Below are 21,391 nucleotides of genomic sequence, written 5' to 3' on the forward strand. Positions count from 1 at the left end.
GTCCGGAAGAGCTCGATGTGGGGGAGAGTGCCCCGTGCGGGTCGGTGGAAACCGCGGCGCACGGGGCGGCGGTGGCATCAGGCCGCCGGGGCGTCCTTGCGCAGCCGGAACCAGTAGAAGCCGTGTCCCGCGAGGGTCAGCAGGTAGGGCCACTGGCCGACGGCGGGGAAGCGGACCCCGCCGATCAGCTCCACCGGATGACGCCCGGTGAACGACCGCAGGTCCAGCTCCGTGGGCTGGGCGAAGCGCGAGAAGTTGTGGACGCACAGCACGAGGTCGTCCTTGTACTCCCGCGTGAACGCCAGCACCGCCGGGTTCGAGGAGGGCAGTTCGTCGTACGAGCCGAGGCCGAAGGCCGGATTCTGCTTACGGATCTCGATCATCCGCCGCGTCCAGTGCAGCAGCGAGGACGGCGAGGCCATCGCCGCCTCGACATTGGTGACCTGGTAGCCGTATACCGGGTCCATGATCGTGGGGAGGTAGAGCCGCCCGGGATCGCTGGAGGAGAAACCGGCGTTCCGGTCGGGTGTCCACTGCATCGGCGTCCGGACCGCGTCCCGGTCGCCCAGCCAGATGTTGTCGCCCATCCCGATCTCGTCCCCGTAGTAGAGGATCGGGGACCCGGGCAGGGACAGCAGCAGAGCGGTGAACAGCTCGATCTGGTTGCGGTCGTTGTCCAGGAGGGGCGCCAGCCGCCGCCGGATGCCGATGTTGGCGCGCATCCGCGGGTCCTTGGCGTACTCCGCGTACATGTAGTCGCGCTCTTCGTCCGTGACCATTTCGAGCGTCAGCTCGTCGTGGTTGCGCAGGAAGATGCCCCACTGGCAGTTCTTCGGGATCGCCGGTGTCTTCGCCAGGATTTCCGAGACCGGGTAGCGGCTCTCGCGCCGTACGGCCATGAAGATCCGCGGCATCACCGGGAAGTGGAACGCCATGTGGCACTCGTCGCCGCCGGCCCGGTAGTCGCCGAAGTAGTCGACCACGTCCTCGGGCCACTGGTTGGCCTCGGCGAGCAGCACGGTGTCCGGGTAGTTGGCGTCGATCTCCTTGCGGACCCGCTTGAGGAATTCATGGGTCTCGGGGAGGTTCTCGCAGTTGGTGCCCTCGCGCTGGTAGAGGTAGGGCACGGCGTCGACGCGGAACCCGTCGATGCCGAGGTCCAGCCAGAAGCGCAGCGCGGAGACGATCTCCTCCTGCACCGCCGGGTTCTCGTAGTTGAGATCGGGCTGGTGGGAGAAGAAGCGGTGCCAGTAGTACTGCTTGCGCACCGGGTCGAAGGTCCAGTTGGACGTCTCGGTGTCGACGAAGATGATCCGGGCGTCCTGGAACTGTTTGTCGTCGTCGGCCCAGACGTAGTAGTCGCCGTACGGGCCGTCGGGATCGCTGCGGGACTGCTGGAACCAGTCGTGCTGATCGCTCGTGTGGTTCATGACGAAGTCGATGATCACGCGCATGCCGCGCTGGTGCGCGGCGTCCACGAACTCCACGAAGTCGGCGAGATCGCCGAACTCCGGCAGCACGGCGGTGTAGTCGGACACGTCGTAGCCGCCGTCGCGCAGCGGTGACTTGAAGAACGGCGGCAGCCAGAGGCAGTCGACGCCCAGCCACTGTAGATAGTCCAGCTTGGCGGTGATGCCCTTGAGGTCGCCGATGCCGTCGCCGTTGGAGTCCTGGAAGGACCGGACGAGTACCTCGTAGAAGACGGCGCGCTTGAACCAGTCGGGATCGCGGTCCTTGGCGGGAGTGTCCTCGAACGTGTCGTGGACAGGCTCATTGACGATCATGGTGTGGGTGACCCTCCGGTCGGCGGGGACGGTCGCAGGACGACGATGTGCGCGGGCGTGATGCCCGGCTCTAGGCGCACATAGAAGGTCCTGCCCCAGTGATAGGTGTCGCCGGTGAGCTCATCGCGCACCGGTACGGTCTCGTGCCAGTCGAGGCAGAGCTTCGGCATGTCCAACGAGACCGTGGCCTCCTGGGTGTGGTGCGGATCGAGGTTCACCACGACCAGAACGATGTCCGGGCCGGAGCGCTTGCTGTACGCGATCAGCGCCTCGTTGTCGACGTCGTGGAAATGCACGTCGCGCAGCTGCTGGAGCGCGGGGTGGCGGCGCCGGATCCGGTTGAGCGAGGTGATCAGCGGGGCCAGCGAACGGCCCGCACGCTCGGCCGACTCCCAGTCCCTCGGCCTGAGTTGGTACTTCTCCGAGTGCAGGTACTCCTCGCTCCCCGGCCCCGCGGCGGTGTTCTCGCACAGTTCGAAGCCCGCGTACACCCCCCAGGACGGGGCCAGCGTGGCGGCGAGCACCGCACGGGCCTCGAAGGCCGGACGGCCGCCGTCCTGGAGATAGCCGGGCAGGATGTCCGGCGTGTTCACGAAGAAGTTGGGCCGCATGTACGAGGCGGTCTCGCCGGCCAGTTCGGTGACGTACTCCGTGAGCTCCCGTTTGGTGTTGCGCCAGGTGAAGTACGTGTAGGACTGCTGGAACCCGATCGCGCCGAGCGTCCGCATCATCGCGGGGCGGGTGAACGCCTCGGCCAGGAAGATCACATCGGGGTCGGTGCCGTTGATGTCGGCGATCACCTTCTCCCAGAAGACCACCGGCTTGGTGTGCGGATTGTCGACGCGGAAGATCCGTACCCCGTGGTCCATCCAGAACCGAAGGATGCGCACCGTCTCGGCGACCAGGCCGCGCAGATCCCTGTCGAAGGCGATCGGATAGATGTCCTGGTACTTCTTGGGCGGATTCTCGGCGTACGCGATGCTGCCGTCCGGCCGGTGATGGAACCACTCGGGGTGTTCCTTCACCCAGGGGTGGTCGGGGGAGCACTGGAGCGCGAAGTCCAGCGCGATCTCCATCCGCAGGGTGCGGGCCGTCGCGACGAAGTGGCCGAAGTCCTCCAGGGTGCCCAGCTCCGGGTGGACGGCGTCGTGACCGCCGTCGGCCGAACCGATCGCCCAGGGCACCCCGGGGTCGTCGGCGCCGGGGGAGAGGGAGTTGTCGCGGCCCTTGCGGTGGGTGGTGCCGATGGGATGGATCGGCGGGAGGTACACGACGTCGAAGCCCATCGCGGCGACGGCGGGCAGCCGCTCGGCGGCCGTCCGGAAGGTGCCGCTGACGAGGCGGGTGGGGGCGGGGCCCGGCCGGGCCGCCCTGCCCCGGGCCCTCTTCCCCGGGGGCTCGCACGGCTCCGCCCCGGCGCCCTCGGAGCGCGGGAACAGCTCGTACCAGGAGCCGTACAGGGCCCGCCGGCGCTCCACCATCACCGGCAGCGGGCGGGAGCGGGTGACCAGTTCGCGCAGGGGATGACGGGCGAGCGCCGCGTCCGCCGCCGGGGTCAGCGCCGCCGCCAGCCGCGACGCGGCCGGGCGGGCCGTGTCGCGCAGCGCGTCGGCCGCGGCCAGCACCGCCTCGCGCCCGTCCCTCTTCGGTACGCCGGCGGCGGCCCGCTCGTACAGCGCGGCGCCCTCCGCCAGCACCAGGGCCGTGTCGATGCCCGCCGGGATCTTGACCGCGGCGGCGCGGCGCCAGGTGGTGACCGGATCGCTCCAGGCCTCGACCGTGTACGTCCAGCGTCCCTCGCTGCCGGGTGTGACCCCGGCGCCCCAGCGGTCCGTACCGGGGGCCAGCTCACGCATCGGTGTCCAGGGGCCGGTGCGTCCGTTCGGATCGCGCAGCACGGCATTGGCGGCGACCGCGTCATGGCCTTCGCGGAAGACGGTGGCGGTGACCTCGAAGGTCTCGCCGACCACGGCCTTCGCCGGCCGTCTTCCGCAGTCGAGACGAGGACGGACGTCCAGGACGGGAATTCGACCGATCATGGAATCACCTGGGGGCTGGGCGTGCACGGGGTGCGGCACGGATGCGGAGGACCGACCGCGCATGTCGCGATGATGGGGATCTGTCCTTTTTAGCTGCTCCGTTGTCGGGTGACGGGCTGTGGGCATGGCCGCTCCTGTCCGCGTTCACTCCAATGGCACTCGAATGGATGGGTCGCGGGTGTTCACACACGGATGACGTGCGCGAAGAACGTGTGGGGGCCCGGGCGGGCCGCGTACCGGGAAAGCCTTCCCCGAGGCCTCGGGTGGGCAATCCGGCGCCCGTGTCAACGACCCGGTCGTGGCCGGGCTCCCGGCGCGCGCCCCGGTGGGCGTACGGGGCCGGGGCGCCTCCACAGGTTTCCGGATACCCGTTGTGCGGCGCCACACGGCAGCCTTCCCTGTGGTGCGAGGGTCCACAAGGCCGCGCACGGAGGAGAAACCGGCCAAACCCCCAGGTGAACGGTGAGGCGGAACGGTGCCCGCGGTGACAGTGGGGCGTCCGGGAGAGGTGCGCGAGAGGTGCGGGGGCGGGCGGGGCGGGAAGCCACCGGACCCTGTGAGCCGTCCGCGCGCCGTGGCCGCTGTCGGCGGGCCGCCACTAGGGTCGGTCGTCGAGGGTGACGGAGCGGCGCACACCGTGGTGCGTCCCCTCGGATCCGTACGTCCCCTGTAAAGGTGGAATACGTGAAGGCCATTCGTCGATTCACCGTGCGTCCCGTCCTCCCCGAATCCCTGCGACCCCTCCATGACCTCGCCCGCAATCTGCGCTGGTCCTGGCACAACGAGACCCGTGAGCTCTTCCGGTCCGCCGACCCCGAGGGCTGGCGGCCCGCGGACGCCGACCCCGTACGCCTGCTCGGCTCCCTGTCCGCGGGACGGCTCGCCGAGCTGGCCCGGGACGAGGAGTTCCTGACCCGGCTCGCCGGGGCGTCCGAGAACCTCCGGCAGTATCTGGAGGACCCCCGGTGGTACCAGAACCGACTGGCCGAGGGTGCTGAACTGCCCGCCGCCATCGCCTACTTCTCCCCCGAGTTCGGGGTGACGGCCGCACTGCCGCAGTACTCCGGCGGACTCGGCATCCTGGCGGGCGACCACCTCAAGGCCGCCAGCGACCTCGGCGTACCGCTCATCGGGGTCGGCCTGCTCTACCGGCACGGCTACTTCCGCCAGACCCTCTCCCGCGACGGCTGGCAGCAGGAGCACTATCCCGTCCTGGACCCCAACGAACTCCCGCTCGACCTGCTCAGGGAGGCCGACGGCACCCCCGCCCGGGTGGTGCTCGCCCTGCCCGGCGGACGCTGTCTGCACGCCTGCGTCTGGCAGGCCCGGGTCGGCCGCGTGCCCCTGCTGCTGCTCGACTCCGACGTCGAGGAGAACGCGCCGGGCGAGCGCGATGTCACCGACCGGCTGTACGGCGGTGGCAGCGACCACCGGCTCCTCCAGGAGATGCTGCTCGGCATCGGCGGAGTGCGGGCCGTGCGCACCTACTGCCGGCTCACCGGGACGCCGGACCCCGAGGTGTTCCACACCAATGAGGGGCACGCCGGATTCCTCGGCCTGGAGCGGATCCGGGAACTCTCCGGGGACGGCCTCGGGTTCGACGCGGCGCTGGAAGTGGTCCGGGCCGGCACCGTCTTCACCACGCACACCCCGGTCCCCGCCGGGATAGACCGGTTCGACCGGCAGCTGATCGCCCGCCACTTCGGCGAGGGCGGCGAACTGCCGGGCGTCGGCGTCGAGCGGATCCTCCGGCTCGGCCAGGAGACCCACCCCGGCGACGGCGCGCCGGACCTGTTCAACATGGCGGTCATGGGGCTGCGGCTCGCCCAGCGCGCCAACGGGGTCTCCACCCTGCACGGGGCCGTCAGCCGCGAGATGTTCTCCGGCCTCTGGCCCGGCTTCGACCCCGCGGAGGTGCCGATCACCTCGGTGACCAACGGGGTCCACGCCCCGACCTGGGTCGCCCCGGAAGTCCTCCGGCTCGGCGCCCGGCACTTCGGCACCGACCGGGCGCAGGACGCCCTGACCGGCGGCGAAGTGGCCGGTGAGCGCCGCTCCGGTACGCCCCGGCGGTGGAACGCCGTGACCGCCGTCCCCGACCGGGAGATCTGGGACCTGCGCCGGACGCTGCGCGAACAACTGGTGAGCGAGGTGCGCAAACGGCTCTACGCCTCCTGGCGCAGGCGTGGCGCCGGCACGGCCGAACTCGGCTGGATCGACGGTGTCCTCGACCCGGACGTCCTCACCATCGGCTTCGCCCGCCGCGTCCCCTCGTACAAACGGCTCACGCTGATGCTGCGCGACCGCGACCGGCTGCGGGCACTGCTCCTGCACCCGGGCCGGCCGATCCAGATCGTCGTCGCGGGCAAGGCGCACCCGGCCGACGACGGCGGGAAGCGGCTGGTCCAGGAGCTGGTGCGGTTCGCGGACGACCCGCAGGTGCGCCACCGCATCGTCTTCCTGCCGGACTACGGCATGGCGATGGCGCAGAAGCTCTACCCGGGCTGCGACGTCTGGCTCAACAACCCGCTGCGCCCGCTGGAGGCGTGCGGCACCAGCGGGATGAAGGCGGCGCTGAACGGCTGTCTCAATCTCTCGGTGCGCGACGGCTGGTGGGACGAGTGGTTCGAGCCGGACTTCGGCTGGGCGATCCCGACCGCCGACGGTTCGGCCGTCGACGAGGACCGGCGCGACGAGCTGGAGGCCAACGCCCTGTACGAACTGATCGAGAACCGGGTCGCGCCCCGCTTCTACGACCGCGACGGCGAGGGACTGCCCGAGCGCTGGGTCGAGATGGTCCGCCGCACCCTGGTCACGCTGGGCCCCAAGGTGCTCGCGGGACGCATGGTGCGTGAGTATGTGGAGCGGCTGTACGCCCCCGCCGCACGGGCCAGGCGGGCTCTGGGGCCGGAAGCGGCCCGGGAGCTCGCGGAGTGGAAGGCCCGCGTCCGGGCCGCCTGGCCGAAGGTGTCCGTCGACCATGTGGAGGCCGTGACCGGCAGCGCCGCGGGCGGTTCGGCGGAGCTGGGCTCCACCCTGGCGCTCCGGGTCCGCATCGCGCTCGGCGGTCTCGACCCGGACGACGTGGAGGTGCAGGCGGTCGCCGGGCGGGTCGATTCCGGGGACGCCATCGCGGACGCCCAGGTCTTCCCGCTGAAACCGGCGGGCGGCCATGACCTGGAGGGCCGGCTGCTGTACGGGGGGCCGCTGGCCCTGGACCGCACGGGACCGTACGGCTACACCGTGCGCGTCCTGCCGGCCCACCCGCTGCTGGCCTCCGGCGCCGAACTGGGCCTCGTCGCGCTGCCGACGGACGCGACGGGGGAGGGCGAGGGAGCGCCGACGCGCTGAGGGGCCGCCCCGGCGGGGTGCTCGGGAGACCCTGACGCACGCGGACGGCCCGGCCTGATCCGGGGGATGGCCGGCGCGGACGCCGGAACGGCCCGGGAGGACGGAATCCTCCCGGGCCGTTCCTGTGCGCGGTGCGTGCGACCCGTGCGGGCGATCGGAGGCGTCCGGCCTCCGCCCGCGACTAGAAGGTCAGCTTGAAGCTGTTGATGCGTCCGGTGTCCTGCGAGGCGATGTCCTGGACCTTGAGCTTCCAGGTGCCGTTGGCCACCTCGGACGAGGCGTTGACCGTGAAGGTCTCCACCACGTTGTCCGCGGAGTCGCCGGAGGAGGAGTTCTTCAGGCGGTACGCGGTTCCGTCCGGCGCGACCAGGTCGACGACCAGGTCACCGCGCCAGGTGTGGCTGATGTCCACGCCGACCTTGAGGGCGCTGGGGGCGTTGCCCGTACGGCCGGTGACGTTGACCGAGCTGGTGACGGCAGCGCCGTTGTCCGGGATGGCGACCGCGGTGGTGTTCTCGAAGACCACACCGCCCGGGTCGGTACCGCCGGGACGCGCACCGACGTTGATGCCGGCCCAGGCGTGGGCCACGGCCGCGTACTCGGGGCTGGTGGCGCCGTACAGCTCACTGGCCACGGCGAGCGTGCCGGTGCGGGCGGCGGCGTAGTTCGTCGTGGAGGTGAACTTGGTGGTGAGCGCCTTGAACCAGATCTGCAGGGCCTTGTCCCGGCCGATGCCGGTCACCGGCAGACCGTCGGAGGTCGGGGAGTCGTAGTTGACCCCGTTGACCGTCTTGGCGCCGCTGCCCTCGGAGAGCAGGTAGAACCAGTGGTTCGCCGGGCCCGAGGAGTAGTGGACGTCGACGTTGCCGATACCGGAGTACCAGGCGTCCTTGGACGCGCCGTCCTTGCTCGGCTTGTCCATGTAGCGCAGCGGGGTGCCGTCGCCGTTGATGTCGATCTTCTCGCCGACGAGGTAGTCGCCCGGGTCCTGGGCGGTGTTGGAGTAGAACTCCACGCCCGCGGCGAAGATGTCGGAGGTGGCCTCGTTCAGGCCGCCGGACTCACCGCTGTAGACCAGGTTGGCCGTGGCGGCGGTGACGCCGTGCGTCATCTCGTGGGCGGCCACGTCGAGCGAGGTCAGCGGTGCGGCGTTGCCGCTGCCGTCCCCGTACGTCATGCAGAAGCAGCTGTCCTGCCAGAACGCGTTGACGTAGTTGTTGCCGTAGTGGACGCGGGAGTACGCGCCGACACCGTCACCGCGGATACCGGTGCGGCCGTGCACGTTCTTGTAGTAGTCCCAGGTCTCGGCGGCGCCGTAGTGGGCGTCGGCCCCGGCGGTCTCGACGTTCTGCGGGGTGCCGTCGCCCCAGATGTCGTCGGAGCCGGAGAACAGCGTCCCGGTGCCGGACGAACCGTGGTTCAGGTTGTACGTCTTGTGGTTGCCGCGGGTGGTGTCCGTCAGGGTGTACGACGGCGCGGTGCCCAGCGTGACCTGGCCGCTGTACTGGGTGTTGCCGGTGCCGTTCTCGACACCCTGCCACTCGTACAGCTTGGCGCCGGTGGAGGCGTCGGTCACGACGTGCAGCTCGTTGGGGGTGCCGTCGTGCTGGAGACCGCCGACGACGGTCTCGTACGCCAGCTGCGGGGTGCCGCCGGCCAGCCAGACGACCTTGCGCGGGGCCTCGCTCGCCTCGGTCTGCTTCGAGCCCTCGGCCTTCGCCGCGCCGAGTGCCTGCTTCTCGGCGGCGGCCGGGGCCACGTCGGCCGAGAGGCCGACGGCCTTCAGCTGGGCGGTGGTCGCCCGCGATGCCTTGGTGACGCCCTCGGTCTTCCCGGCCTTGGTCTGCTGGACGACCAGGTCGCCGCCGAGGACGGGCAGCCCGGCGAGGGTGCGCTCGTAGCGGGTGTGCGTGGTGCCGTCCTGGTCCTGCACGACATCGCGGACGACGAGCTTCTCCCCGGACCCGAGTCCGAGCTCCTTGGCGGTGGCCGCCCTGGTGGAGTTGGCCTCGCTGATCAGCTCGGCGCGCTCGGCGGGCGAGAGCTTCGCGGGGAGCGAACCGGGGTCGGCCTTGGAGGCCGCCGCCGGGACGGCGCCGGGGGCGCTGCCGGGGGTGGCGGTCGCGGTGCCGGACTGGACACCGACAGCGAGGAGGGCTGCTGCGGCTATCAGAGCGCCGGTCGCGGTGGCACGACGGCTGGGCGTGGATCTCACGCGGACTCCTTCTGCGAGGGGGGTACCGGCGGCGCTGGTGGCCGTCCGGACAGTGCAGGCGGTGCGCAGAACGGGGGAAGAGTGTCAGCAGATGCGTACTCGTGTCAGGACCGCGTCAACAAGTTGGCCGGAATTCGTTCGTTGCCGAAAAGGTCATGTTCGTTAAGCGGACGTTTCGTCGATCATCACCGCAATGTCACCCGGGGGGCCCGGGAGCCCGTATTCACAGCGTGCGCACAGGATTGGCCGTCAGTCGTCGTGTTCGAACAGCGAACGGGGAAGCGGCATCCGACCACTTGTTGAGACCGAGCGCCGCTCTGGCGCGTTCCGGCCACCGCTCGCGTGCCGTTCGTGCGCCGCCCATGCGCCGTGCGCGAGTGCGGGAGCGGTCTCGGGCGGGCCGTCACCCGGGCATGGCGAAGCCGGCGCCGCCCGTTCGGCGGCACCGGCTTCGTCACGCCCCCGGCGACGGGGACGAGGGCCCGGGGGAGGGGAGCGGTCAGGCCAGGCTGTCCCGCCACGCTCGGTGCAGACCGGCGAACCGGCCCGTTCCGCCGATCAGTTCGGCCGGGGCGCCGTCCTCCACGATGCGGCCGTGCTCCATCACCAGCACCCGGTCCGCGATCTCCACGGTCGACAGCCGGTGCGCGATCACCACCGCCGTACGGCCGTGCAGCACCGTGTCCATGGCCTGCTGTACCGCGCGCTCACCGGGGATGTCCAGCGAACTGGTCGCCTCGTCGAGGATCAGTACCGCCGGGTCGGCCAGCAGGGCCCGCGCGAACGCGACCAACTGGCGCTGACCGGCGGAGATCCGGCCGCCCCGCTTGCGTACGTCCGTGTCGTAGCCCTCGGGGAGACCGGCGATGAACTCGTGCGCCCCGATGGCCCTGGCCGCCCGCTCGATGTCCGCGGGCGTCGCGTCCGGGCGGCCGATCGCGATGTTCTCGGCGACCGTGCCGGAGAACAGGAACGCCTCCTGGGTCACCATCACCACCCCCTTGCGCAGCCCGGCGGTGTCGAGGTCGCGCAGGTCGACGCCGTCCAGCAGGACCCGGCCGTCGGTCGGATCGTAGAACCGGGCCAGCAGCTTGGCGAGCGTCGACTTCCCGGCGCCCGTGGATCCGACCACGGCCACGGTCTGCCCGGCCGGGATGCTCAGGCCGAAGCGGGGCAGGACCTCGCCGCCCGTGCGGTAGGCGAAGCTCACCCCGTCGAACGTGACCTCGCGGCCCGGGTGTTCGCCGGAGCGGGCGGGCAGCTCCTTCGGATCGGCGGTCTCCGGAACGGTGGGCGTCTGCGCCAGCAGCCCGGCGATCTTGTCCAACGACGCGGCGGCCGACTGGTAGGAGTTGAGGAACATCCCGAGCCGGTCGATCGGGTCGTACAGCCGCCGCAGATACAGCACCGCCGCGGCCAGCACCCCCAGTGCCAGCGTGCCGGACGCCACCCGGTAGGCGCCCCACAGCACCATCCCCGCAACCGCCGTGTTGGCGACCAGCCGGGAGCCGACGACATAGCGGGCCATCTCCAGCAGCGCGTCCCCGTTCGTCCGCTCGTGGCGGTGGTTGAGCGTGTCGAACGCCGCGTCGTTGGTGCGCTCCCGGCGGAAGGCCTGGACCGGGCGGATGCCGTTCATCGTCTCCGCGAACTTCACGATGACCGCGGCGATCGCCGTGGACCGGGCCGCGAAGACCCGGCCCGCCCGTCGCCGGTACAGCTGCACCAGCAGATACAGCGGTACGAAGGAGAACACCGCGATCGCTCCGATGCCCAGGTCCAGCCAGAGCAGCATCACCGAGATGGAGACGAACGACAGGACCACGCCGATCAGTTCCTGCAGCCCCTCACCCAGGAGTTCGCGCAGTGACTCCACATCCGTCGTGGACCGCGAGATCAGCCGGCCCGAGGTGTAGCGCTCGTGGAAGTCCACGCTGAGGGCCTGGGCGTGGCGGAAGATCCGCCCGCGCAGATCGAGCAGGACGTCCTGGTTGATCCGTGCGGCCGCCCTGATGAACGCGTACTGGAGGACTCCCGCGCCGATGGAACAGAGCGCGTAGCCGACGGCCACCGCGATAAGCGGCCCGTAGTCGTGGTCCCGGAAGGCCGGCACACCGCGGTCGATGGCGTACGCCACCAGCAGCGGGCCCGCCTGCACGGCGGCCTGCTGGAGGAGCAGGAAGAGGACGGCGACGACGACCCGCCCGCGCATCGGCGCGAGCAGCGAGGCCAGCAGCGCCCTGGTCGCCCCGCGCGGTGCGGGCAGGGCGTCCCGGTCGAACGAGTCCCCGGAGTCCCCTGAGTCCCCCGAGTCCCCGGAGCCCTTGGTGTCCTCGGCGGCCCCGGGGCGCGGCGCGGCATCGCGCGCCAGGTCGTCGTCCGCGGGTGCGGCGTCGTCGGTGGTGGTCGTCATCGCGTACTGCCCTCCTTCGAGGGGGTGAGCTCGGCGCCCGACATCAGCCAGGCGTACTCGGCGTTGCCACGCAGCAGTTCCTGATGGGTGCCGACCGCGCTGATCCGGCCGTCGGAGAGCAGAGCCACCCGGTCCGCGAGCATCACGGTGGACGGCCGGTGGGCGACCACCACGGCGGTCGTGTGCTCCAGCACGCGCCGCAGCGCCGCCTCCACCAGGGTCTCCGTGTGCACGTCCAGGGCCGAGAGCGGGTCGTCGAGCACCAGGAAACGGGGCTTCCCGACCACCGCGCGGGCCAGCGCGAGCCGCTGCCGCTGGCCGCCGGAGAGGCTGAGCCCCTGCTCGCCGACCTGGGTGTCGAGCCCGTGCGGCAGGTCGTACACGAAGTCCGCCTGCGCGACCGAGAGCGCCCGCCGCAGCTCCTCCTCGCCGGCCCCCTCGGCGCCCATCAGCACGTTCTCGCCGACGGTCGCCGAGAAGAGGGTGGGCTCCTCGAACGCCACCGACACCAGTTCGCGCAGCCGGGGCCGCTCCATCGCGGCGATGTCCTCGCCGTCCAGGGTGATCCGCCCGGCGGTCAGCTCGTGCAGCCGCGGGACCAGCGCGGTGAGCGTGGTCTTCCCGGAACCGGTGGCCCCCACCAGGGCCATCGTCTCGCCGGGCCGGATGCGCAGATCGATCCGCTTCAGTACGGGCACGGAGCCGGGGGCGGCGTCGGGGTAGCGGAACCCGACCCCCTCGAAGGCCAGTCCGCCCCGGTCACGGTCACGGTCACGGTCGCCGGCACCGGATGGGGCGGGCAGAAGGCCCGGGGAGAGGGAGCGTGAGGAGGAGTGCGCGGGCGCGGGGCCGGTGTCCGGTCCGGCCTTGGCCGCCGCCTCCGTACCGAGCTCCTCCGCCACGTCCATGACCTCGAAATACCGCTCGGTCGCGGTCGCCGACTCCTGACTGATCGCCAGCAGGAAGCCGATCGACTCCACCGGCCAGCGCAGCGCGAGAGCCGTCGACAGGAACGCCACGAGCGTGCCCGCCGACAGGTCCCCGTCGGCCACCTGGACCGTACCGAGCACCAGCGCGGCACCGATCGCCAGCTCGGGGATGGCGGTGATGAGGGCCCAGATACCGGCGAGCAGCCTGGCCTTGCCCAGCTCCGTGGTGCGCAGCCGCCGCGAGAGCTCCCGGAAGGCCAGCGCCTGGCTGCGGTGCCGGCCGAAGCCCTTGATGATGCGGATGCCCAGGACGCTCTCCTCGACGACCGTCGTGAGGTCCCCGACCTGGTCCTGGGCCCGGCGCGCGACCACCGCGTACTTCGTCTCGAAGAGCGAGCACAGGATCATCAGCGGGACCGCCGGTGCCAGCAGCACCAGACCGAGCGACCAGTCCTGAGCGAACAGGATGAGGAAACCGACCACGATCGTGGTGGCGTTGACCAGCAGGAACGTCAACGGGAACGCCAGGAACAACCGCAGCAGCATCAGATCCGTGGTTCCGCGCGACAGCAACTGCCCCGAGGGCCAACGGTCGTGGAAGGCCACCGGCAGCCGCTGCAGGTGCCGGTAGAGGGCGGCGCGCATCGACGCCTCCACCCCGGCCAGCGGCCGGGCCACCAGCCATCGGCGCAGCCCGAACAGCAGCGCCTCCACGATGCCCAGCAGCAGGAGGTACAGCGCGCCGAGCCAGACACCGCCCGGGTCACGGTCCGCGACCGGGCCGTCCACCATCCACTTCAGCACGAGGGGGATCGCCAGCCCCAGACAGGAGGCGAGGATCGCCACGACAGCGGCGCTGACCAGGCGGAATCGGACGGGGCGGACATAGGGCCACAGGCGCAGGAGGGAGCGCACGGCGGACCGTTCCGTGTGCTCAGCAGGTTTTTCGGGCATCAGAGCCGACCCTACGTTTCACCACGGACATCGGTCCTGTGGATTTCCGACCGACGTCACCGGCCCGGAGGTCGTAGCCCGGCATCAACCGATCGGCTGATGCCGGTTCGAGCGGTCCGGCCGATACCGCCGGACCCCGCCCGCCGGAATCCTTGTGGTCATGGCGATCATCGAAGTGAACGGACTGCACAAGGCGTACGGGGGGCGGCCCGTGGTCGACGGGGTGAGCTTCCGCGTCGACGAGGGGGAGATCTTCGGGATCCTCGGTCCCAACGGCGCGGGCAAGACCACCACCGTCGAATGCGTGGAGGGACTGCGCGTCCCCGACGCCGGTACGGTCCGGGTCGCCGGGTTCGACCCCGTCGCCGACCACGACCGGGTGACCGGGCTCCTCGGCGCCCAGCTCCAGGAGAGCGAACTCCAGGCCCGGCTCACCGTGCGCGAAGCGCTGGAGCTCTACAGCGCGTTCTACCCGGCCCCCGCCGACTGGCGGCCACTCGTCGGGCGGCTCGGCCTGGAGGACCGGCTCACCACCCGCTTCGGGAAGCTCTCCGGCGGCCAGAAGCAGCGGCTGTTCATCGCGCTCGCCCTGATCGGCAACCCCCGGGTCGTCGTCCTCGACGAGCTGACCACCGGTCTGGACCCACGGGCCCGGCGAGACACCTGGAAGCTCATCGAGGACATCCGCGAGAGCGGGGTGACCGTCCTGCTCGTCACCCACTTCATGGAGGAGGCCCAGCGCCTCTGCGACCGGATCGCGGTCATCGACCGGGGCCGCGTCGTCGCCCTGGACACCCCGTCAGGACTCGTCCGGCAGGCCACCGGCTCCACCGTCGTCTCCTTCGTCCCCACCCGCGCCCTCACCGGACCGGAGCTCGCGGACCTCGCCGGGCTGCAGGGCGTCGCGTCCGTGACGCCCCCGGACGGCGACGGCACCGTCGTCCTGCACGCCACCGACGACACCGTCACGCCGCTCATCTCGCTGCTGGCCGGGCTCGGCATCACCGCCCACCGGCTGCGGGTCACCGAAACCACCCTCGACGAAGCCTTTCTCGACCTCACCGGACAGGACGCCTGACATGACCACCGCGCCCACCACCCGGGACACCCCGGCCCCCGCTCCCGCCGGCACCGGGACCGTCGCCCGGCGCCGCGGATCCGCACGCGCCGTCCTGAGGGCCGAGACCCGGCTGTTCCTCCGCGAACCGGGCGGTCTCTTCTGGACCCTGGCCTTCCCCTCCGCCCTCCTGGTGGTCCTCGGCTTCGTCCCGCCCTTCATGGAAGCGCAGGACGACCTGGGGGGACGCCGCGTCATCGACCTGTACGTCCCGGTCTCCGTCCTGCTCGCCATGATCATGGCCGGGATCCAGACCATGCCCCCGGTGCTCACCACCTACCGCGAACGCGGCATCCTGCGCCGGATGTCGACCACGCCTGTGCGGCCGTCCGCCCTGCTCACCGCCCAGATCGTGCTGCACGGAGCGGCCGCGCTCGGCTCGGCTGCCATGGCCCTCGCCGTCGGCCGGCTCGCCTACGGCGTCCGGCTGCCCGGACAACTCGCCGGATACACACTGGCGCTGCTGCTCGCCGTCGCCGGTGTGCTGGCCCTCGGCGCCACGATCAGCGCCCTGTCCCGCACGACGAAGGCGGCCGGAGCGGTCGGGTCGGTCTCCTACCTCGTGATGATGTTCACCGCCGGGGTGTGGCTGCCGGTCCAGACGATGCCCGGCACTCTGCGCCGTATCGTGGAGATCACCCCGCTCGGCGCCGCCTCCCAGGCCCTGGACCAGGCGGTCTCCGGTCAGTGGCCGAGCTGGGCCCACCTCGGGACCGTCGCCCTGTGGACCGTGGTGCTGAGCTTCACGGCCAGCCGCGTCTTCCGGTGGGAGTAGTGACGGGTACCGGGCGCCCGGGGGAGACTGTGCGCATGACGCAGGCGCTCCGTACCCCGAACATGCCCGGAGCGGGCGGTCCGAACCGGGCCGACCAGCGCTGGGAGCAGTTCTACCGCTACGGCTCCTACGCCATCCTCACCCTCGCCACCCTCGTCGCGGCCGTCGCGGCCGGCCTGATCATGACCCGTACCGAGATGTACGTGGCCGGGGTGCTGGTCGCGGCGGCGTACGCCCTTCAGTTCTGGTGGGGCCGTGTCCGCCCGCGCACCGCCCCCGGCGCCCCGGCCGGTCAGGTCTACTACGCCCTGCGCACCGTCCTCGCCTTCGCGCTGAGCTGGCTCAACCCCTTCTTCTCGATCTACGCGGGCCTCGGCTACTTCGACGTCGAACCCCTGCTCCCCAAGCGGCTGCTCCGTGTCGGGCTGTTCGCCACCGCGGTCACCATGGCCGGTTCGGAGAGCGGGGGACTGCCGCCCGCCTCCCTGCTGAACTGGGTCGCCTTCGGGGCGCTGTTCGTCCTCAACGCCTCGCTGGTCGAGTTCTTCAGCAACGTCGGGGCCAAGGAGGCGGAGAAGGCCCGGATCCAGGCCGAGACCATCGCCGAACTGGAGCGCACCAACCTCCGGCTGGAGGCGGCCATGGCCGAGAACGCGGCCCTGCACGCCCAACTCCTCGTCCAGGCCCGTGAGGCCGGGGTCGACGACGAACGCCGCAGGCTCGCCGCCGAGATCCACGACACCCTCGCCCAGGGCCTCACCGGCATCATCGCCCAGCTCCAGGTCGTCACCTCCCTCGCGGAGAGCGACCCGGCAGCCGCCCGCGTCCACCTCGACCGGGCCGTCGGGCTCGCCCGGCACAGCCTCGGCGAGGCCCGGCGCTCCGTCCACAATCTGGCCCCCGCCGCCCTCGACCACGACGACCTGGTGGGCGCGCTGAAGGGGATGGTGGCCGACTGGGGCCGGCAGCACCGGGTCCGGGCCGACTTCACCGTGACCGGCACCGTCGAGCCGGTCCACGACGAGATCGCCGCCACCCTGGTGCGCATCGCGGGCGAGGCCCTCGCCAACGCCGGGCGGCACGCCGGGGCGGGCCGGGTGGGCGTCACCCTGTCCTTCATGGACGACGAACTCGCCCTGGACGTCCGGGACGACGGACGCGGTTTCGACCCGGACGCCGTGCCCCCGGCGGGCCGCACCGGCGGATTCGGCCTCGGCGGCATGCGGGCGCGCGCCGAACGGGTCGCCGGTTCGGTCGACGTGGAGTCCGGACCGGGCCGGGGTACGGCGGTCTCCGCGCGGCTGCCCCTGGTCCGCCAGGGGTGATCACGCGTACCGTTCGGCCTGCCATGACTGAGGAATCCGCACGCGTCATCACACTCATCGTCGTCGACGACCACCCCGTCGTACGCGACGGTCTGCGCGGCATGTTCGCGTCGGCCCCGGGCTTCCGGGTCCTCGGGGAGGCCGGGGACGGGCCCGAGGGCGTCGCCCTGGCCGTCCGCCTGGACCCCGATGTCGTCCTGATGGACCTGCGGATGCCGGGCGGCGGCGGGGTCGCGGCCATCGCCGAGCTGACCCGGCGCGGCACCCGCTGCAGGGTCCTCGTCCTCACGACGTACGACACCGACTCCGACACGCTGCCCGCGATCGAGGCGGGCGCCACCGGCTATCTGCTCAAGGACGCCCCGCGCGAGGAGCTGTTCGCCGCCGTCCGGGCCGCCGCCGACGGCCGCAGCGTCCTGTCGCCCGCCGTCGCCTCCCGGCTGATGACCCGGGTCCGTACCCCCGCCGCCCCCGTCGACGACTCCCTCTCCGCCCGGGAACGCGAGGTGCTGGCCCTGGTGGCGCGGGGCACCACCAACCGGGAGATCGCCGCCGAACTGTTCATCAGCGAGGCGACCGTGAAGACCCATCTGACCCATGTCTTCGCCAAGCTCGGCGCCAAGGACCGGGCCGCGGCCGTTGCCGTGGGCTACGACCGGGGCATCCTCGGCTGACCGCCCGCCTCTCGCCGTCTCGCCCCACGCCGTCTCGCCCTTACCCGGTCACCCGCAGCAGCAGCACCGAGCGCGCCGGTACCGTCACCTCCGCGCCGCCCGGGTGGACCGTGCCGGGCGCGGCCGACTGGTCCTCCCGCGAGGTGTCCAGGAGCAGTTCGTAGCCCGCCCCCCAGGGCGGCCCCGGCAGCCGGAAGCGGATCGCCTCCTGACCGGCGTGCAGGACCGTCAGAAAGCTGTCGTCGGTGACCTGCTCGCCCCGGGCGTCCCGGCCGGGAATGTCGCGGCCGGAGAGGAAGAGCGCGAGTGCCGAGGCCGGTGCGTACCAGTCGGCCTCCGTCATCTCCGTACCGTCCCGGGTGAACCACGCCAGGTCCCGCAGCCCGTCCGGTGCCTGCGGGCGCCCGGCGAAGAACGCCCGGCGGCGCAGGACCGGGTGGGCCTGGCGCAGCGCCAGCACCCGCGCCGTCAGCTCGGTCAGCTCCCGCCACCGCGGGTCCTCCAGCAGTGACCAGTCCAGCCAGCCGGCCTCGTTGTCCTGGCAGTACGCGTTGTTGTTGCCGCCCTGTGTACGCCCCATCTCGTCGCCCGCCACCAGCATCGGGACACCGGTGGAGAGCAGCAGCGTGGTGAGGAGGTTGCGCAGCTGGCGGCGGCGCAGGGCGTTGATGTCCGGGTCGTCGCTCTCGCCCTCCGCACCGCAGTTCCAGGCGCGGTTGTCGTCGGTGCCGTCCCGGTTGCCCTCGCCGTTGGCCTCGTTGTGCTTGTGCTCGTAGCTCACCAGGTCGCGCAGGGTGAAGCCGTCGTGCGAGGTGACGAAGTTGACGGAGGCGTACGGCCGCCGGCCGCCCCAGGCGTACAGGTCGCTCGATCCGGTCAGCCGGTACCCGAGATCCCGTACGTCGGGCAGGGCACCGCGCCAGAAGTCCCGCACGGCGTCGCGGTAGCGGTCGTTCCACTCCGTCCACAGGGGCGGGAAGGCGCCCACCTGGTAGCCGCCGCTGCCGACGTCCCACGGTTCGGCGATCAGCTTGACCCGGCGCAGCACCGGGTCCTGGGCGATCACCGCGAGGAACGGGGAGAGCATGTCGACGTCGTGCATCGAACGGGCCAGCGCCGCCGCCAGGTCGAAACGGAAGCCGTCGATACCCATCTCCGTGACCCAGTACCGCAGGGAGTCCGTGATGAGCCGCAGCACCTGGGGCTGTACGACGTGCAGGGTGTTGCCGCACCCCGTGTAGTCCGCGTATCTGCGGGCGTCGGGCTGGAGGCGGTAGTAGCCGCGGTTGTCGATGCCGCGCAGCGACAGCATCGGGCCCAGCTCCCCGGCCTCGGCCGTGTGGTTGTAGACCACGTCGAGGATGACCTCGATCCCGGCGTCGTGCAGCGCGCGCACCATCCGTTTGAACTCGCCCACCTGCCGGCCCGCCGTACCGCTCGCCGCGTACCCGGCGTGCGGGGCGAAGTAGCCGATGGAGTTGTAGCCCCAGTAGTTGTGCAGCCCGCGCCGCAGCAGATGGTCCTCGTGCGCGAACTGGTGCACCGGCAGCAGCTCGACGGCCGTCACCCCGAGCCGTCGCAGATGGCCGGTCGCCGCCGGGTGCGCGAGACCGGCGTAGGTGCCCCGGAGCTCCGGCGGGATGCCGGGGTGCAGCTTGGTGAAGCCGCGTACGTGCAGCTCGTAGATGACGGAGTCCGCCCACGGCGTCTTGGGGCGGCGGTCCTCCACCCAGTCGTCGTCGTCATGGACGACGACCCCCTTGGGGACGAAGGGGGCGGAGTCCCGGTCGTCGCGCACGGTGTCGGCGACCTGCTGGTGCGGCCAGTCCCGCACATGGCCGTACACCTCGGCCGGAAGGGTGAAGGAGCCGTCCACCGCGCGGGCGTACGGATCGAGGAGCAGTTTCGCCGCGTTCCAGCGGGCCCCGGTCCAGGGGTCCCAGCGGCCGTGCACCCGGTAGCCGTAGCGCTGTCCGGGCCGTACGCCCGGCAGGAAGCCGTGCCAGATCTCATGGGTCAGCTCGGTCAGCGGGCGGCGCGTCTCGGTCCCGCGTTCGTCGAAGAGGCAGAGCTCGACGGCCTCGGCACCGCCGGCCCAGAGGGCGAAGTTGGTGCCCGCCACCCCGTCGGGGCCGACCCGGAAGCGGGCCCCGAGCGGCATGGACGCACCGGGCCACACGGCGGGGGCCGCCACCCCGTCCCCGGCCCGTTCCCGCTCCCCGGCCGGTTCCCGCGCGGTCTCCCGCTCGGCTGCGCTCGACACCTGTCGGCCTCCTGCGGCTCGTACGGACGGGTACCGGAGGGAGGGCGCGCGGCGTCCCGGCCGCGGCCCTCCCGGTGCGGTGCTCCCCCCCTGTTCTTCCCAGGGGACGACGGGGGCAGCCCTCGGGGCCGTCTGCGCGCCCACGTTTCCCCCGACCGGCCCTGGTCGTTGGGGGAGGCGTGAACCACGAAGCGAAGAGAGCACGGGCGGGTTCGGCCGCCGTGCTGACATGGGCAGGACTACTCACCGTGCTGGCCGTACTGACCGGCTGCACCGACGGAACACCCGCCGTCCTCAACGGCAAGCCGCGTACGCCGGACGACTCGATCCGGATCGTCCCCGCGGACGGTGCCAAGGATGTCGGGGCGGACACCCGGATCGAGGTGACCATTCCCGACGGGCACCTGGAGAGCGTGCAGGTGCGGCGGATCGAGGACGCGCAGCGGGAGGAGGTGGCGGGCCGGATCTCCCGGGACGGGCTGTCCTGGGCTCCCGAGCCCGGCGCGGTCCGGATCGGGCCGGCCGCGAAGTACAGCGTCGACGCGGTGGCCGTGGACGGCGAGGGACGCCGCTCGGCCCGCCACACCACCTTCACCACCGGAATCCCCGAACACCGCTTCATCGGCTACTTCAAGCCGGAGAACCGGTCCACCGTCGGGACCGGGATGATCGTCTCCTTCTCCTTCAACCGGCCGATCACGAACCGGGCCGCGGTTGAGAAGGCCATCCGGATCACCGCCGAACCGGCGGTGGAGGTCGTGGGCCACTGGTTCGGCAAGGACCGCCTCGACTTCCGCCCCGCCGGCTACTGGAAGCCCGGCACCGAGGTCACCGTGGACGTGGGGCTGCGCGATGTGCAGGGTGCCCGCGGTGTGTACGGCAGCCAGGACAAGAAGGTCGCCTTCACGGTGGGCCGGTCCCAGGTGTCCCTGGTGGACGCGGAGGAGCACACCATGGAGGTACGCCGCGACGGGGAGCTGATCAGCACCGTCCCGATCTCCGCGGGCGCCGAGAAGACGACCACGTACAACGGGAAGATGGTGGTCACCGAGATGCACGAGGTGACCCGGATGAACGGTGACACGGTCGGCTTCGGCGGTGAGTACGACATCAAGGACGTGCCGCACGCCATCCGGCTCACCGAGTCGGGCACCTTCCTGCACGGCAACTACTGGGCGTCGCACGACACGTTCGGCGAGGTCAACACCAGTCACGGCTGTGTGGGGCTGCGCGATGTGAAGGGCGGCAGCGGCGACACCCCGGCGGGCTGGTTCTTCGACCGGACGCTCATCGGGGATGTGGTCGAGGTGATCAACTCCCGCGACAGGAAGGTCGCTCCGGACAACGGTCTCGGCGGCTGGAACCTCGGCTGGAAGCAGTGGAAGGCGGGCTCGGCCCTGCGCTGATCCCCGGGCGGTACGGCGTCGGCTCCGGCCCGGTCCGGGGCCGGCGTCCCGGTCCGGCCCGCCCGCCGAACCCGGCACCCCGCACCACCTGCGCAGGTCCCGGACGGGTTGGGACTGAACGGTGACATTCGAGGCACAGACCTCCC

Annotated in this window: 12 protein-coding genes; 6 read left to right on the plus strand and 6 right to left on the minus strand. The window is 71.6% G+C overall.

Annotated features, from left to right (window positions below; genetic code table 11):
* Positions 1-77 precede the first annotated feature (77 nt).
* Positions 78-1,784, minus strand: coding sequence for a maltose alpha-D-glucosyltransferase (gene treS, locus OHA98_RS08740; protein WP_266924001.1), 1,707 nt, complete (start codon positions 1,782-1,784; stop codon positions 78-80).
* Positions 1,781-3,823, minus strand: coding sequence for an alpha-1,4-glucan--maltose-1-phosphate maltosyltransferase (locus tag OHA98_RS08745; RefSeq protein ID WP_266924003.1), 2,043 nt, complete (start codon positions 3,821-3,823; stop codon positions 1,781-1,783). The genes treS and OHA98_RS08745 overlap by 4 nt, the downstream gene beginning before the upstream one ends.
* Positions 3,824-4,507: 684 nt before the next feature.
* On the opposite strand from OHA98_RS08745, the gene glgP reads away from it, so the two are divergent.
* Positions 4,508-7,174 (plus strand): alpha-glucan family phosphorylase, encoded by a 2,667-nt coding sequence (gene glgP, locus OHA98_RS08750; RefSeq protein WP_266924005.1) that lies wholly within the window; start codon positions 4,508-4,510, stop codon positions 7,172-7,174.
* A gap of 181 nt (positions 7,175-7,355) precedes the next feature.
* Here the strand turns inward: glgP and OHA98_RS08755 are convergent, their stop codons facing one another.
* The 3 genes from OHA98_RS08755 to OHA98_RS08765 form a co-directional block, all read right to left on the minus strand.
* Positions 7,356-9,389 carry a M4 family metallopeptidase gene (locus tag OHA98_RS08755; protein WP_266924007.1) on the minus strand — a complete coding sequence of 678 codons (2,034 nt, stop codon included), beginning with the start codon at positions 9,387-9,389 and terminating at the stop codon, positions 7,356-7,358.
* A gap of 499 nt (positions 9,390-9,888) precedes the next feature.
* Positions 9,889-11,802: an ABC transporter ATP-binding protein gene (locus tag OHA98_RS08760; RefSeq protein WP_266924008.1), complete on the minus strand. Its 1,914-nt coding sequence runs from the start codon at positions 11,800-11,802 to the stop codon at positions 9,889-9,891.
* Positions 11,799-13,685 carry an ABC transporter ATP-binding protein gene (locus tag OHA98_RS08765; RefSeq protein ID WP_266924010.1) on the minus strand — a complete coding sequence of 629 codons (1,887 nt, stop codon included), beginning with the start codon at positions 13,683-13,685 and terminating at the stop codon, positions 11,799-11,801. The genes OHA98_RS08760 and OHA98_RS08765 overlap by 4 nt, the downstream gene beginning before the upstream one ends.
* 160 nt (positions 13,686-13,845) lie before the next feature.
* Between OHA98_RS08765 and OHA98_RS08770 the strand changes: the two genes are divergently transcribed.
* Genes OHA98_RS08770 through OHA98_RS08785 form a run of 4 tightly spaced genes read left to right on the plus strand, consistent with a single transcriptional unit; the run spans position 13,846 to position 17,576 of the window.
* Positions 13,846-14,763: an ABC transporter ATP-binding protein gene (locus OHA98_RS08770; RefSeq protein ID WP_266924012.1), complete on the plus strand. Its 918-nt coding sequence runs from the start codon at positions 13,846-13,848 to the stop codon at positions 14,761-14,763.
* A gap of 1 nt (position 14,764) precedes the next feature.
* Positions 14,765-15,577 (plus strand): ABC transporter permease, encoded by an 813-nt coding sequence (locus OHA98_RS08775; protein WP_266924014.1) that lies wholly within the window; start codon positions 14,765-14,767, stop codon positions 15,575-15,577.
* A 35-nt stretch (positions 15,578-15,612) separates the two neighbouring features.
* The gene (locus OHA98_RS08780) at positions 15,613-16,902 is read left to right on the plus strand and encodes a sensor histidine kinase (RefSeq protein ID WP_266924016.1); all 1,290 of its coding nucleotides are present in this window, start codon (positions 15,613-15,615) and stop codon (positions 16,900-16,902) included.
* Positions 16,903-16,925: 23 nt separating this feature from the next.
* Positions 16,926-17,576: a response regulator transcription factor gene (locus tag OHA98_RS08785; RefSeq protein ID WP_266924018.1), complete on the plus strand. Its 651-nt coding sequence runs from the start codon at positions 16,926-16,928 to the stop codon at positions 17,574-17,576.
* Positions 17,577-17,616: 40 nt separating this feature from the next.
* Here OHA98_RS08785 and glgX read toward each other — a convergent pair whose 3' ends face one another.
* Positions 17,617-19,770, minus strand: a complete 2,154-nt coding sequence (gene glgX / locus OHA98_RS08790) for a glycogen debranching protein GlgX (RefSeq protein WP_266927814.1) — start codon at positions 19,768-19,770, stop codon at positions 17,617-17,619.
* 248 nt (positions 19,771-20,018) lie between these two features.
* On the opposite strand from glgX, the gene OHA98_RS08795 reads away from it, so the two are divergent.
* Positions 20,019-21,245 (plus strand): Ig-like domain-containing protein, encoded by a 1,227-nt coding sequence (locus tag OHA98_RS08795; RefSeq protein ID WP_266924020.1) that lies wholly within the window; start codon positions 20,019-20,021, stop codon positions 21,243-21,245.
* Positions 21,246-21,391 lie beyond the last annotated feature (146 nt).

The organism is Streptomyces sp. NBC_00654 (assembly GCF_026341775.1).
In the GTDB taxonomy this organism is placed as follows: Bacteria; Actinomycetota; Actinomycetes; order Streptomycetales; family Streptomycetaceae; genus Streptomyces.

Coding starts and splice junctions, on each gene's coding strand:
- OHA98_RS08785 (WP_266924018.1), top strand. CDS start 16,926: ATGACTGAGGAATCCGCACGCGTCATCACACTCATCGTCGTCGACGAC.
- OHA98_RS08765 (WP_266924010.1), bottom strand. CDS start 13,685: ATGCCCGAAAAACCTGCTGAGCACACGGAACGGTCCGCCGTGCGCTCC.
- OHA98_RS08760 (WP_266924008.1), bottom strand. CDS start 11,802: ATGACGACCACCACCGACGACGCCGCACCCGCGGACGACGACCTGGCG.
- OHA98_RS08770 (WP_266924012.1), top strand. CDS start 13,846: ATGGCGATCATCGAAGTGAACGGACTGCACAAGGCGTACGGGGGGCGG.
- OHA98_RS08780 (WP_266924016.1), top strand. CDS start 15,613: ATGACGCAGGCGCTCCGTACCCCGAACATGCCCGGAGCGGGCGGTCCG.
- OHA98_RS08775 (WP_266924014.1), top strand. CDS start 14,765: ATGACCACCGCGCCCACCACCCGGGACACCCCGGCCCCCGCTCCCGCC.
- treS (WP_266924001.1), bottom strand. CDS start 1,784: ATGATCGTCAATGAGCCTGTCCACGACACGTTCGAGGACACTCCCGCC.
- OHA98_RS08745 (WP_266924003.1), bottom strand. CDS start 3,823: ATGATCGGTCGAATTCCCGTCCTGGACGTCCGTCCTCGTCTCGACTGC.